The following is a 13355-nucleotide window of genomic DNA, read 5'->3' as shown; positions in this document are numbered from 1 at the left end:
AAGACAAGGTCTCTCGCCTCCATCCATGCCGTCTCGAGGACTACCGTGAGCCGAGTCTCTACACCTGACGAAAGGACGGCCCCGATGGACGTGGCCACCCGGCTCCGACCTGCTCCTGACGCGGCGCACGCACCGGCGCACGCACGCGCGGGCGACACCCTCGAGCAGTTCCCGCCGAACGCCGGGATGGGCTGGGCCGACCACGACCTCCCCCACCCGCCCGGGCGTCGTCGGGTGCTCGGGGACGCCTTCCGCAAGGGGATGGACCCGACGCAGCCGGTGCAGAACATGCTGCGCCTGGGCGTCGGGCTCGGGCCGATCTTCGAGATGCTCGCGCTGGGTCGCAAGTTCGTCTTCGCGTCAGGCGTCGACCTCGTCGGTGAGCTGTGCGACGACAAGCGATTCACCAAGACCTTGGCACCGGGCGTGCAGGACCTGCGGATGTTCGTCGGCGACGGGCTCTTCACCGCCGAGACCGACGAGCCCAACTGGCGCCTGGCGCACGACCTGCTCATGCCCGCCTTCTCCAAGTCGGCGATGCGCGGCTACCACGACGTCATGGTCGACGCGGCGAACGAGCTCATCGGGGTGTGGGACAAGGCAGCTGGCGAAGGGAGGACCGTCGACGTCTCCCCGTGGCTCACCAAGCTCACCCTCGAGACGATCGCCCGAGCGGCCTTCAGTCACACCTTCGGCAGCTTCGCGACCGAGGAGGTCGACCCCTTCGTCACGACCTTCGTCGGCGACATGTCGCATGCCGCCGCCCGGTCCAATGTCGCGGCGCTGCCGCTCGTCGGCAGGCGGCGGGTGCGCCGCAAGGACCAGGTGGCGCTGGCACGGCACGGCTACATCGACGGCCTGCTCAGGCAGATCGTCGCGGACCGCGAGGCGAGCGGGCAGCGGCACGAGGACCTGCTCGGCCGGATGATGCACGAGCCGGTCGACGACTCCGGGGCACTCCTCGAGGCGCAGAACGTGCGCCACCAGATCCTCACGATGCTGGTCGCCGGGCACGAGACCACGTCCGGGGCAGTCTCCTTCGCGCTGTACCACCTCACCCGCGAGCCCGAGATCCTCGCCCGGGTGCGTGCCGAGCTCGACGAGGTGCTCGGCAGCGACCCTGCGGTCGACCCGACCTTCGAGCAGGTGCCCAAGCTGCGCTACCTGCGCCGGGTCGTCGACGAGACGCTGCGGCTGTGGCCGACCGCACCGGGCTTCGCGCGCTCACCCCGGGAGACGACGACCATCGGTGCCGACGGGTCGGCCGGCGTCCCCGGAGGCCTGCGGATGACGCCGCAGGACAAGGTGCTCGTCTTCATCCCCCTGCTCCACCGCGACCCCGACGTGTGGCCGGACCCCGAGCGCTTCGACCCCGACCGCTTCCTTCCCGAGCACAACCGGGCGCGGCCCGCGCACGCCTACAAGCCCTTCGGCACCGGCGAGCGGGCCTGCATCGGACGCCAGTTCGCGCTGCACGAGTCGGTGATCGTCCTGGCCAAGCTGCTGCACCGCTTCGACCTCACGCCCGAGCCCGGCTACGAGCTGACGATCACCGAGCGGTTGACGCTCATGCCGGTCGGCTTCCGGGTGGGCCTGACGCGGCGCAGCTGACGACGACCCTGTGCACGATGGCGGCTGGTCCTCACCCGAGCGTGCCGTCGATCTCGTTGGGCACGACGGGCAGCACACCGCTGTTGACGACCTCGCCGGAGTGCAGGTCGACCATGTGCAGCTCCTTGCTCGCCGGCTCGGTGACGTAGGCGGTCCCGCCCTGGACGTGGACGGTCGGCCGCGGGTCCTGCCACTCGAGCGGCTCCTCCCACGGGTCGACGACGTCGATCGATTCGGTGACCGCTCCCTTGGCCATGTCGATGACGTGCAGCCTGCCGTCGGTGCCGAGGACGACACCCTCGCCGTCGGCGCCGCGTGCCAGCGAGCGGAAGGAGTAGCTCGCCGGTAGGTCGAGCAGGCGCAGCGACCCGTCACGCGTGTCGGTGATGCTCACCCGGGTCGGCCGCTCGAGCTCGGCGTCCTTGTCGGTCTTGTAGTCGCCGAGCACGAAGGGGGACGCCTCACTGCCTGCCTGGTTGCCGATCCGGCCGTAGTCGTCCGGTGCGTCGATCTTGGTGATCGTGTCGCCCTTGACGAGGAGCAGTCCGTCCTCGCAGCCGAAGACGAGGGCACCACCCTTCGCCGCTGCCTCGCCGTGGACGCCAGGGCACTCCTTGGAGGAGGCGAGCCGCTCCCCCTTCGCGTCACGGATGACGATCCCCGAGCGCGCGTCCTCGGTGCCGACCGTCGTGACCATCGACCCGTCGGCGCGCTCGACCGCGACGCCGTGGTGGGGCGTGCGCTCGCGCCGGGTGTCGGTCGGCGGGCGCTTCGTCGCCCCGTCGCGAAGGGCGTCGGAGTCGAAGGAGCGGATCCTGCCGTCGCCGTCCCCGTAGAGGACGGTGCGGCCGTCGTGGACGACGACGTGACCCGGGTGGCGCGTGGGGAAGGTGAGGTCGGTGAGCGTGGGCGGGGTCGAGTGGTGGTGGTCGTGGTCGCCGTGCGGAAGGGAGTAGCCCCCGAGGTCGAGGAGGCGGAAGGTCTCGCCCTCGGTCACCATGAGGTGCCGCTCGTCCCCGACCGGGTTGATCCGGGTGAAGCCCTCGAGCGGGAACTCCCCGAGCTGGGTGAGGGTCACGGCGTCGAGGACGATGACCCCGCCGTCGTGGGTGACGGCCAGGCGCGGGGTGCGGCTGCCCTCCTCGACCGTCGTGCCGGAGGGGGTGCCGACGGCGGTCGAGACGTCATCGGCGCGCGGGATCGGCGTGGGCGAGGCCGAGCCGCTGGGCGCCTCCTCGGTGCCGCAGGCGGTGAGCGTGAGCGCGAGCAGGGTGGCGACGGACAGGGTTCGGGTGGGACGGAGCGTCATTCTCATAGTGAGAATGATTATCGTTTCTATTGACGGCGTCAACTCGGGTGGACGTGGGCGCGCCGGTCATTCGTCGGCGAGTTCACCTCCACGCGGGGAGGGCGGGGGGAGGTCGCGGCGCACGACCTTGCCGTTGGCCGTGCGCGGCAGTGCGTTGACAAGACGCACCTCCCGCGGTCGCTTGTAGGGGGCCAGTCGCTCGGCAGCGTGCTCGATCACCTTGTCGCCCAGCACCTCTGGATCCGCGGTGGCATCCGTCGGCACCACCCAGGCGCAGATGACGCTCACCCCATCGCCGACCTCGAGCGTCGTGACGGCGACCTCGGCGACACCGTGAGTCCCGGCCAGCGCGTCCTCGACCTCGGCCGGGGAGACGCGGTAGCCCATCGCATTCATCACGTCGTCGGACCGCCCGTGGTAGGTCAGGTAGCCGTCCTCGTCGAGCTCGGCCAGGTCGCTGGTGACGAACCACTCGCCCCCCATCACCTCGGCCATCTCCTCCGGACGCTGCCAGTAGCCGAGCATCAGCCCGGGGTCGGAGCGGTGGACCGCCAGACGCCCGACTTCGTTGGGCGGCAACGGCGTCGGGTCATCGAGCCGCTCCGGGTCGAGCACCGCGATCCGTCGGCCGGGCTGCACCCGCCCCGGACTCCCCCGTCGCGTGGGGACGTCCGGCCCGCTCGAGACGAAGGTCGAGATCTCGCTCATCCCCAGCGACTCGTACAGAGGCACACCGGTCGTCTCGGTCCACTCCTGCCACAGGGGCGAAGGGAGTGCCTCTCCCGCCACGAGGGCGGCCCGCAGCGAGCCCAGCTCCCACGTGCTCGGATCGCCGTGCCGCAGCAGGTGGCGGAACACCCCGGGCACGGCAGCGAAGTGGGTCGCCTTGTGCGAGTGGACGATCCGCGGCCAGACCTGTCCGTCACGAGGCCCGTCGTGGACGATCGCGGTCGCCGCATTGGCCCACGGGTCGGTGAGCCCGACGCCCAGCGTGTACGTCCAGTTGAGCGCTCCGGCGTGGAGCATGACGTCACCCTCACCGAGCCCGTACCAGCCGCGGTACATCGGACGTCGCCCCCAGGCGCTGCGGTGGGCGTGGACGACCCCCTTCGGCCTGCCGGTCGTGCCCGAGGTGTAGGTGATGAAGGCCGGGCGCTCGGGGTCACCCACGTCGTGGCCGGCCCGCTCCCCGCCCGCGACCCAGCCAGCGATGTCGTCAGCGGTCACGACCGGCACCCCTTGCGGGACAACGAGATCGAGGTCCGAGTCGAGCGCGACCGCGCGTGCACCGGAGTCGGCCAGCAACCGAGCGGCTTCGTCCGGAGTGAGCTGCGAGCTCGTGGGCACGGCCACGAGTCCGGCCGCGATCGCCCCGAAGAAGACGAAGGGGAACTCCGCCCGGTTGCCCATGCGCAGCAGCACCCGGTCACCCGGGTGCAGTCCCAGCCCGAGCAGCCCGGCGGCCACGGCCCGCACGGTGTCGTCGACCTGGGCGAAGGTCCAGCGGGAGTCGCCATCACCGTGGACGACCACCAGCGCGTCCCGGTCCGGAGCGTGCGCCGCCGGGTCGGCCACGCAGTACGCCGACATGCCGAACTCGGCAGGCACAGCCTCGCCGGGCTCGGGCCGGACCGGCCACCGCGGCACGGTCACGTCGGGCGAGGACACGTCAGACAGGGTCACCGGGTGTGGGCGTCCGCGACGGACAGCGCCTCGTCGAGGATCGCCAGACCCTCGCGGACGTCATCAGGACTCGTCGTCAGGGGCGGGACCACGTGCACGCGGTTGCCCGCGACCATCGGCCAGAGGCCGGACTTCTTGCAGGCTGCAGCGACCTCACCCATGGGAGCAGCGTCGGAACCGGTGGCGTTGAAGGGCACCAGCGGCTCGCGCGTCTCGCGATCACGCACGAGCTCGACCGCCCACATGACCCCGAGGCCACGCACGTCGCCGACGCTCGGGTGCCGCTGCGCGATCTCGCGCAGGCCGGGACCGATGACGTCCTCACCGAGCGACCGGGCCCGACCGATGATGTCGTCCCGCTCGAAGATGCGCATCGACGCGACGGCGGAGGCGCAGGCGAGTGGATGTCCTTGGTACGTCAGCCCGCCCGGGTACGGCCGCTGGCCGAAGGTCTCGCGGATCGCTCCGCTGACGATGACGCCGCCGAGAGGTACGTAGCCCGAGTTGACCCCCTTCGCAAAAGTGATGAGGTCGGGTGTGACATCCCAGTGGTCCACCGCGAACCACTCGCCGGCCCGGCCGAAACCGGCCATGACCTCGTCGGCGACCATCACGATGCCGTACTCGTCGCAGAGCTCGCGGACACCGGCGAGGTAGCCGTCGGGCGGGACGAGCACGCCGTTGGTCCCGACGATGGTCTCGAGGACGATCGCGGCGACCTGGCTCGGCCCTTCGACCTCGACGGTCTGGCGCAGGTGGGCCAGCGCCCGCTCGCACTCCTGCTCCTCGCTGTCGGAGTGGAAGGACGAGCGGTAGGGGTAAGGACCCCAGTAGTGGACGACGCCGGTGAAGGAGGGCTCGCTCCCCCAGCGCCGCGGCTCACCGGTCAGCGCCATCGCGGCCGCGGTGCCACCGTGATAGCTGCGGTAGGCGGCGAGGACCTTGTGCCGCCCGGTGTGGATGCGGGCCATCCGGATCGCGTGCTCGTTGGCGTCGGCGCCACCGTTGGTGAAGAAGACCGAGTCGAGGTCGCCGGGCGCCTTGTCGGCGATCATCGCGGCCGCCTGCGAGCGGGTCTCGACGGCGAAGCCGGGCGCCATCGTCGTCATCCGCGCGGCTGCCTCGGCGATCGCCTCGACCAGCTCGGGGTGCTGGTGGCCGAGGTTGACGTTGACCAGCTGGCTGGCGAAGTCGAGGTACTCCCGACCGGTGTGGTCGGTGAAGCGGCTGCCCCGCGCGGACACGATCCCCGGCGGATCGATGAGGTCCTGCGCGCTCCACGAGTGGAAGACGTGCGCCCGGTCCAGGCGGCGCACCTCGTCGGCGTCAAGGCGGGGCAGCAGCTCCATCACATCTCCTCGTGAATGTCCGGGTCAGCGCCGAAGAGTCGCCCGTCGGGGCGCCCGAGCGCAGTGATCGCGTCGATCTCGGCGACCGACAGGTCGAAGCCGAGCACCTCGAAGTTACCGCGTTGACGCACGGGGTCGGCCGACTTGGGCAGGGGAAGGGAGCCGACGTGCAGGTGCCAGCGCAGGACCGCCTGCGCGGGGGTGACGCCGTGGGCCTGCGCCGCCGCGACGACCGGCGCCGCCTCCAGCGACTCGCCCCGACCGATCGGGCTCCACGCCTGGGTGACGATGCCGCGCTCAGCGTCGGCAGCGCGCTGCTCCACCTGCGGGAAGGCAGGGTGCATCTCGATCTGGTTGGACGCCGGCGTCACGCCGGTCGCCGCGATGATCTCGTCGAGGTACTCGGGCGTGAAGTTGCTGACCCCGATCGAGCGGACCAGCCCGGCCTCCTTGGCCTCGACGAGCCCCTCCCACGCGCGCACATAACCGCCCTGCGACGGATTGGGCCAGTGGATGAGCACGCTGTCGAGGTACTCGAGGTCCATCACCTGCAGCGACGTCCGGATCGAGTGCTTGGCGCTGCGGTGGTCGCGCCCGGGCACCTTGCTCTGGATGAAGACGTCACCACGGTCGAGACCACTCGCGCGTACCGCCTCGACGACCTCTCGCTCGTTGCGGTAGTTCACCGCCGTGTCGATGAAGCGGTAGCGGACCTCGAGCGCGGACACCATGGCGCGCACGCCGTCGTCCCCGCGCAGCGGGTAGGTGCCGAAGCCGAGGACCGGGACGGAGACGCCGTCGCCGAGGGGGCGGGTGGGGAGTTCAGTCATGTCCCCACGCTAACGACGCGAGCAACCCCGTCGCCGGAGCGTTCCGCGGGTGGATGCCGGCTCGCCGACGAATCGTCAGCGCGTATACCTCCACCCAGCTGGTACCTCCACCCAGCTCACTCACCGATGACGGCGAGCAGCTCTCCCTTCGCCTGGGTGTACTCGGCCTCGAGCTGGTCGACGAGTCGGGCCACCGGCAGCACCTCGTCGATGCCGGCGACGGAGTGGCCCGCGCTCCAAACGTCGCGCCACGCCTTGGGCGCGATCGTCGAGGAGGTGCTGCGCGGTTCCTCCTCGGTGTGCGGGTTGGTCACGTGGGAGACGTCGATCCGCTCCGGGACGGGCAGGTTGTCGGGGTCGAGGCCGGCGCCGAGGATGCTGCCCCGCAGGAAGTTGGCGGGGATCGTGCTGATCGAGGGCGTGTAGACGATCTCGTCCGCGCCGGAGTCGACGAGCATCGCGCGGTACTCCTCGGAGATCACCGACTCCTCCGTCGCGAGGAAGCGCGTGCCCATGTACGCCAGGTCCGCGCCGGCGGCCTGCGCCGCGAGGACATCGCGCCCCGTGCTGAGGGCGCCACCGAGGATGAGCGGCCCGTCCCACACCTTGCGCACCTCGGCGATGAGGGCGAAGGGGTTGAGCCCGCCGGAGTGCCCACCGGAGCCCGCGGAGACGAGGATCAGTCCGTCGACACCGGCCTGCGCGGCCTTGACGGCGAAGGTGGCGTTGACGACGTCGTGGAAGACCAGACCGCCGTAGGAGTGGACCGCCTCGACGACGTCCTTGGCCGCACCGAGGCTCGTGATGACGATCGGCACCTGGTGCTCGACGATCTTCTCGAGGTCGGCCTCGATGCGCTTGTTGGTCCGGTGCACGACGAAGTTGACCCCGTACGGCGCGGCCTCGCGGCCGGACGCGTCCGGCTCCGCGAGCGCCTCGTCGATCTGCGTCAGCCAACCGTCGAACTCCTCGGTGGTGCGCAGGTTGAGCGCGGGGAAGGTCCCGACGACGCCCGCACGGCAGGTGCCGATGACGAGGTCGAGACCGGAGCCGAGGAACATCGGCGCGGCGATGATGGGCAGGCGCAGGCGGCCCTGGAGCTGCTGAGGCATGGTCATGCCCCCCATGGTTGCAGCCGCTACTTCTTCCTCGCCGCCAGGGCCATCGCGCGGCCCATCAACGACCAGTACCGCGAAGGGGTGATCCGCGCCAGCTTGTCGAGTGCCTTGGCGTCGTTGCCGATGAGCAGGCGCGGTCGCCTCGCGATGGCGGCCTCGATGATCTCCTCGGCCGCCTTGTCAGCGGGGTGGCTGAGCATCTTGGCGAAGGCCTTGCGGTTGCGCTCCGCCTCCGCGGGATCGACACCGCCGGCCACCCTCGCGTTGACCGCGATGTTGGTCCTGATCCCCCCGGGGTGCACGACGGTGACGCCGACCGGCTGGCCCTCCTCCTCGAGCTCGCTGCGCAGCGACTCGCTGAACCCGCGAAGGCCGAACTTGCTCGTGGAGTAGGCGCTCTGGCCGGGCGGGCCGACGAGCCCGAAGAGGCTGGAGGTGTTGATGACCTGCCCTTCACCGTTCTCCAGCATCATCGGCAGCAGCGCGCGGGTGAGGCGGATCGGCACGAGCAGGTTGATCTCGAGCAGCCAGTCGAAGTCCGTGGCGTCGACCTGGGTGAAGCGCCCGCCGACGGCCACGCCGGCGTTGTTGAAGAGCATCGTCACGCCCGGGTGCGCGTCACGGATGCGCGCGATGACCGCGTCCGCGGCAGCGCGGTCGGCGAGGTCGACGACGTGGGTCGCCACCCGCGCGCCGGGCGTCTCACGGCCGAGGTCGGCGGCGACGCGCGCCAGCCCATCGGCATCACGGTCGAGGATGACGAGGTCGGCCCCGCGCCGCGCCAGGCCCTTGGCGATGTGCTCACCCATGCCCCCAGCAGCACCGGTGACGACGGCGGTCCCGCCCGCGACGACCAGGTCGGGGCGCTTCATCGGACCACCTCGAGGGTCTCGTCGCGGACATCGCCTGGTGAGCCGTCGACATTGCTCGACGTCCCCGGCAGCGCGAGCTCCGCCGGCGCCGCGGCACCCTGCGGGAGGCTCTCCCCCTTCGCCCCGACCGGCACGAAGTGCATGTCCGCCGTCAGGTCGGCCCGGGCGAACGCAATCTTGTCCTTGACGTAGTTCTGCGGCATCGTCCACGGCGCGCGGTCGCCCACCTTGGGGAAGGCGGCGACCACGCGCTGGACGTAGCCGGCCGTGAGGTCGAGGATCGGGCCGGCGGTCATCCCGTCGGGTGCGACGGGGACCGCGATACCCAGCCCGCGGTCGCGCATGTGGGTGATGAGCGAGGCGACGTACCTGCTGACGAGGTCGGCGCGCAGGGTCCAGGACGCGTTGACGTAGCCGACGGTCATCGACACATTGGGCACGCCGGCGAGCATGAGGCCGCGATAGGCGAAGGCCCGCTCCATCGGCACCGTCTCGCCGTCGACGGTGAACTCCATGCCGCCGAGCAGCTGCAGCAGCAGGCCGGTCGCGGTGACGATGATGTCGGCCTCGACGACCCGGCCGTCGGTCAGGCGCACGCCCTCGGGCACGAAGCGGTCGATGTGCCCGGTGACGACGTCGGCGCGTCCGCGGCGGATCGCGCTGAAGAGGTCACCGTCGGGCACGGCACACAGGCGCTGGTCCCACACGTCGTAGGGCGGGGTGAAGTGCTCGTCGACGATGTCCTTGGGCAGGTTGCGGCGCAGCTGGGTCAGGGCGATCTTGTTGGCCGCCTGTGGCCGCCGCCGGGAGAGCTCGTAGAGGAAGTACTGCAGGCCGAGGTTCTTCACCCGTGCTGCCTTCTGCACGGCAGCCGGGCTGAGCCGACGACGCAACCTCTGGACGAAGGGGTCGACGCCCGGCTGGCTGAAGACATAGCTCGGGGTGCGCTGCAGCATCGTCACGTGCGCGGCGGTGTCGGCCATCGCGGGCACGACGGTGACCGCGGTCGCGCCCGAGCCGATGACGACGACCCGCTGGCCCGTGTGGTCGAGGTCCTGCGGCCAGAACTGCGGGTGGATCACCCTCCCGCGGAAGTCCTCGACCCCGTCGAACCCCGCGTCGTGCGCCCGCTCGTAGCTGTAGTAGCCGCTGCCGAGGTGGACGAACCCGGCGCGCACCTGCCGGCGTCCGGCCGACGTCTCGACCTCGACGGTCCACTCCTGCTCGTCGCTCGACCAGCTCGCGGCAACGGCCCGGTGCCCGGTGTGGATCAGCTCCTCGAGGCCCGACTCCTGAGCGGTCTCGCGGATGTAGTCGAGGATGTCGCCACCCTCGGCGATCGACGTGCGGCCCTCCCACGGGCGGAAGGGGAAGGACAGGGTGAACATGTCCGAGTCGGAGCGCACGCCCGGGTAGCGGAAGAGGTCCCAGGTGCCGCCGGTCACCTCACGTGCCTCGAGGATCGCCAGCTCGATGCCGGGGTTGGCCTCGCGGATGCGGTGGGCGGCACCGATGCCCGACAGACCGGCGCCGACGACGAGCACGTCGACGCGCTCCGGCAGCGCCCGGCGGACGGCAGTGCCCGGGGTCTCGACGGTCATGGCAGGGCCTCTCTCGACGGATGTAGTTTCCTGATGGGTAACCTACGCGACCTGCCCGCCGGTCGGCATCCTCGACAACTGCGCACGCAGCGTGCGGGCGCGTCAGCCGGCGGGTGCGGCCAGCACCTCGTTGAGCGCCTCGGTCGTCGACGGGTGCGTCCAGATGCCGTCCTTGAGCTGGGTCGCCGTCACACCGGCACGCATCGCGAGCGCGACGAGGTTGACCAGCTCCTGCGCGTCGACGGTGTGCAGCGCGGCACCGAGGACGAGGTCGGTCTCGGGGTCGACGCACAGCTTGATCAGCCCGTGCGTCTCGCCGAGGGTCTTCGGTCGCGGCATCGCCGCGATCTTCGCGACCGGCTTCGAGTAGACGGCGACGGGCACCCCCTTCGCCCGCAGCGCCTCCTCGCTCTCCCCCACCCGGGCGAAGGGAGGTGACACGAAGGTCGTCGTGGGGACGGCCACGCGGTCGGCGCGCGAGCGCGCGCCGTCACCGGTCAGCTGATCGAGGACGATCCGGTGGTCGTCGTAGGAGATGTAGGTCTGCTGCGGGCCGCCGTTGACGTCACCGACCGCGAAGACGCCCTGGGCGCTGGTGCGCAGGTGGTCGTCGACGACTATCGCGCCCGCGTCGTCGGTGTCGATCCCGGCGGCGTCGAGACCGAGCCCCTCGGTGGCGGGCACCCGACCGACCGCGACGAGCACGGCGTGGGCCTCGATGCGCTCGCCACCCCGGGTGAGCACGGTGACGGCGAGGCCGTCGTCCTCGAAGCCGCTCGCCTCCGTCCCGGTCCGGATGCTCACGCCGGCGTCGGCGAGGGCCTGCTGGACGGACTCGGCGACATCGGCGTCCTCACGGGCGAGGATCCGCTCGCCTCGCTCGAGCACGGTGACCTGCGCGCCGAACCCGGCGAACATGCTCGCGAACTCCAGCGCCACCGGACCGCCGCCGACGATGACGAGGCGACCGGGGAAGGGCCGCACGTGCTGGATCGAGGTGGAGTCGTGCACCCGGGGACCGTCGGCGCCGCGGACCTCGAGCGGTCGCGGGATCGCGCCGGTGCCCACGACGACCGTCTCGGCGGTGATGTCGAGCGTCTCGCCCCCCGCGGTCACCGTGACCCGGCGCGGGCCGGTGAAGCTCGCGCGGCCGCCGACGACGAGACGGACCGCGTCGACGTCCTCGAGCATCGCCCGGTTGGCCGCGTTGAGCTTGTCGATGAGGCTGTCGCGTGCCTCGACCGCGTGGGTGAACCACGTTGCGGGGTCGTCCTGCTCACGCCGTGTCTCGGCCTGGTGGACCAGCGCCTTGGTCGGGACGCACCCGATGTTGATGCAGGTGCCGCCGACCATGTCGGCCGACTGCTCGACGAGGGTCACGCTGCGCCCCGCCCTGCCGAGGGCGCCGGCGAGGGTCTTGCCCGCTTTGCCCCAGCCGATGACGAGGACGTCGGTCCGGAGGGTCGTGGTCATGGCCTCGAGGCTACGCCGGAGGTGGCACCCGCAGCAGGCACGCGCCGGGCTCGGCGAAGGGGGTGAGCTCGGCCTCCGCGTCACCCTCACCCCTGTCGATGATCCCGTCGACGAGACCCAGGTGGACCTGGCAGATGACGTCGGGGTTGGCGACGGCCAGGTCGAGCAAGGGGCAGGTGGTCAGGCGGACCACGTCCGCATCGCGTTGCGGCCCGAAACCGAGGTCGGCCAGGACGCTGTCGAGATCCTGCGGGGCGGCTCCCTTCGCCGGCGGTGGGGTCAGGCTCTCGCCCCAGGTCCGACCGATCCGACGGGCCCGCTCACGCACCTGCCGGCCGCTCCCCTGCGTGACCAGATCGGCAGCGAAGGCACCTGCGAGGGAGCGGAACTCGTCGGTGCGCACACCCGGCCGGGGATCGGCCGAGTAGAGCACCGCGGGGCGCCCCCGCCCCTGCGCCGGGGCCGCCTCGGACTCGACCAGGCCGAGCTCGAGGAGGGCGGCCAGGTGCCCACGCACGGTGTTGTCGTGCGAGCCCACGGCCTGAGCGATCTCACCGACGCGCACGGGTCCCGCGGCCTCACGGATCGCGGCCAGGACCAGTCCCGCCGCACCGAGACCACCGGGATCCGCCTCGGGTGCAGGGCGGGGGCCGAGAGGATTATTTTTCACGGCTCCCAATGTAGTAAATTGATGGACATCGGGCAACAGGACCCGCCAGCCACCTGCGAAGGGACACACCATGACCGAGACCAACCTCCAGATGGCCGAGGACATCCCTGCCCTCGACGTGCGCCCCATCCCGCGGGCCATCCGGCACGCGACCGTCATCGGGGCCCTCTCGGCCATCCGCCCGGGCCGCTCGCTCGACCTCGTCGCGCCGCACGACCCGCAGCCCCTGCTGCGCCAGGTCGAGGGCCTCGAGCCGGGTGTCTGGTCGGTCGAGTACCTCGTCGAGGGCCCCGAGGCCTGGACCCTGCGCCTGACCCGCGCAGCCTGACCGATGTGCTCCTACTGCGGCTGCCAGTCGATCGACATGATCGGCCGATTCACCGCTGAGCACGAGGAGCTGATCAACGCGACCGGCCTGCTGCGGCGCGCGGCAGCAGCGGGCGCCACCGACGAGGTCGTCGAGCTCGTCGACGAGGTGGCCGCACTGCTCGCGCCGCACACCGGCGCGGAGGAGGCGGGTCTCTTCGCGGTCCTGCGCCGGGACGAGGACTTCACCCCCTACATCGACTCCCTGTGCGGCGAGCACGTCACCCTCGACGAGCTGCTGGCCCGGGTCCGCGCAGGTGAGCGCGACCTCGCCGACCGCTTCTACAAGCAGCTGCGCTCGCACATCGAGCGCGAGGAGGACGGCCTCTTCCCCGCCTCGCTCACGACCCTGCGCGGCGACGACTGGGACGAGGTCGACGCCCTGACCGCCGCGGCCGTCCCGGCGGCTCCCGCACCACGCTCCGCTCCACCCACCGCACCGTGACCGGCCGACCGACCACCCCGCCCCGCGG

At 71.4% G+C, this 13355-nt stretch carries 12 protein-coding genes; 3 read left to right on the top strand and 9 right to left on the bottom strand.

What is annotated here, in order from left to right:
• Positions 1-84 precede the first annotated feature (84 nt).
• Entirely contained in the window at positions 85-1611 is a 1527-nt protein-coding gene (locus tag ASG73_RS02860) for a cytochrome P450 (protein WP_082566940.1), read from the top strand.
• 31 nt (positions 1612-1642) lie between these two features.
• On the opposite strand, the gene aztD is transcribed toward ASG73_RS02860, so the two are convergent.
• From aztD to ASG73_RS02815, 9 genes are all read right to left on the bottom strand, one after another.
• Positions 1643-2920, bottom strand: a complete 1278-nt coding sequence (gene aztD, locus ASG73_RS02855) for a zinc metallochaperone AztD (RefSeq protein ID WP_235499338.1) — start codon at positions 2918-2920, stop codon at positions 1643-1645.
• A gap of 66 nt (positions 2921-2986) precedes the next feature.
• Positions 2987-4588, bottom strand: coding sequence for a class I adenylate-forming enzyme family protein (locus ASG73_RS02850; protein ID WP_235499337.1), 1602 nt, complete (start codon positions 4586-4588; stop codon positions 2987-2989).
• A gap of 11 nt (positions 4589-4599) precedes the next feature.
• The gene (locus tag ASG73_RS02845; protein ID WP_055990438.1) at positions 4600-5952 is read right to left on the bottom strand and encodes an aspartate aminotransferase family protein; all 1353 of its coding nucleotides are present in this window, start codon (positions 5950-5952) and stop codon (positions 4600-4602) included.
• Positions 5952-6782 (bottom strand): aldo/keto reductase, encoded by an 831-nt coding sequence (locus ASG73_RS02840; RefSeq protein WP_055990435.1) that lies wholly within the window; start codon positions 6780-6782, stop codon positions 5952-5954. The genes ASG73_RS02845 and ASG73_RS02840 overlap by 1 nt, the downstream gene beginning before the upstream one ends.
• A 116-nt stretch (positions 6783-6898) precedes the next feature.
• Positions 6899-7900 carry an NAD(P)H-dependent flavin oxidoreductase gene (locus ASG73_RS02835; protein WP_055990432.1) on the bottom strand — a complete coding sequence of 334 codons (1002 nt, stop codon included), beginning with the start codon at positions 7898-7900 and terminating at the stop codon, positions 6899-6901.
• A 20-nt stretch (positions 7901-7920) separates the two neighbouring features.
• On the bottom strand, positions 7921-8772 hold the full coding sequence (locus ASG73_RS02830; protein ID WP_055990429.1) for an SDR family NAD(P)-dependent oxidoreductase: 852 nt from the start codon (positions 8770-8772) through the stop codon (positions 7921-7923).
• Positions 8769-10373: a flavin-containing monooxygenase gene (locus tag ASG73_RS02825; RefSeq protein ID WP_055990426.1), complete on the bottom strand. Its 1605-nt coding sequence runs from the start codon at positions 10371-10373 to the stop codon at positions 8769-8771. Before ASG73_RS02825 ends, ASG73_RS02830 begins: the two co-directional genes overlap by 4 nt.
• 102 nt (positions 10374-10475) lie before the next feature.
• Positions 10476-11846, bottom strand: a complete 1371-nt coding sequence (locus ASG73_RS02820; RefSeq protein ID WP_055990423.1) for a dihydrolipoyl dehydrogenase family protein — start codon at positions 11844-11846, stop codon at positions 10476-10478.
• A gap of 10 nt (positions 11847-11856) precedes the next feature.
• Positions 11857-12588, bottom strand: a complete 732-nt coding sequence (locus tag ASG73_RS02815; protein WP_162253956.1) for a helix-turn-helix transcriptional regulator — start codon at positions 12586-12588, stop codon at positions 11857-11859.
• On the opposite strand from ASG73_RS02815, the gene ASG73_RS02810 reads away from it, so the two are divergent.
• The gene (locus ASG73_RS02810) at positions 12587-12844 is read left to right on the top strand and encodes a DUF2249 domain-containing protein (RefSeq protein ID WP_055990417.1); all 258 of its coding nucleotides are present in this window, start codon (positions 12587-12589) and stop codon (positions 12842-12844) included. The two genes, ASG73_RS02815 and ASG73_RS02810, sit on opposite strands and share 2 nt — an antisense overlap.
• A gap of 3 nt (positions 12845-12847) precedes the next feature.
• Positions 12848-13327: a hemerythrin domain-containing protein gene (locus tag ASG73_RS02805; RefSeq protein ID WP_055990414.1), complete on the top strand. Its 480-nt coding sequence runs from the start codon at positions 12848-12850 to the stop codon at positions 13325-13327.
• The last annotated feature ends 28 nt before the right edge of the window (positions 13328-13355 follow it).

The sequence above is a fragment of the Janibacter sp. Soil728 genome (assembly GCF_001428305.1).
Lineage (GTDB): Bacteria > Actinomycetota > Actinomycetes > Actinomycetales > Dermatophilaceae > Janibacter.
The sequence above is the reverse complement of the archived record's forward strand: the minus strand, read 5'-3'. Positions and strand labels throughout refer to the sequence as shown.

Coding starts and splice junctions, on each gene's coding strand:
- ASG73_RS02860 (WP_082566940.1), top strand. CDS start 85: ATGGACGTGGCCACCCGGCTCCGACCTGCTCCTGACGCGGCGCACGCA.
- aztD (WP_235499338.1), bottom strand. CDS start 2,920: ATGACGCTCCGTCCCACCCGAACCCTGTCCGTCGCCACCCTGCTCGCG.
- ASG73_RS02845 (WP_055990438.1), bottom strand. CDS start 5,952: ATGGAGCTGCTGCCCCGCCTTGACGCCGACGAGGTGCGCCGCCTGGAC.
- ASG73_RS02840 (WP_055990435.1), bottom strand. CDS start 6,782: ATGACTGAACTCCCCACCCGCCCCCTCGGCGACGGCGTCTCCGTCCCG.
- ASG73_RS02835 (WP_055990432.1), bottom strand. CDS start 7,900: ATGACCATGCCTCAGCAGCTCCAGGGCCGCCTGCGCCTGCCCATCATC.
- ASG73_RS02830 (WP_055990429.1), bottom strand. CDS start 8,772: ATGAAGCGCCCCGACCTGGTCGTCGCGGGCGGGACCGCCGTCGTCACC.
- ASG73_RS02825 (WP_055990426.1), bottom strand. CDS start 10,373: ATGACCGTCGAGACCCCGGGCACTGCCGTCCGCCGGGCGCTGCCGGAG.
- ASG73_RS02820 (WP_055990423.1), bottom strand. CDS start 11,846: ATGACCACGACCCTCCGGACCGACGTCCTCGTCATCGGCTGGGGCAAA.
- ASG73_RS02810 (WP_055990417.1), top strand. CDS start 12,587: ATGACCGAGACCAACCTCCAGATGGCCGAGGACATCCCTGCCCTCGAC.
- ASG73_RS02815 (WP_162253956.1), bottom strand. CDS start 12,588: ATGGTGTGTCCCTTCGCAGGTGGCTGGCGGGTCCTGTTGCCCGATGTC.
- ASG73_RS02805 (WP_055990414.1), top strand. CDS start 12,848: ATGTGCTCCTACTGCGGCTGCCAGTCGATCGACATGATCGGCCGATTC.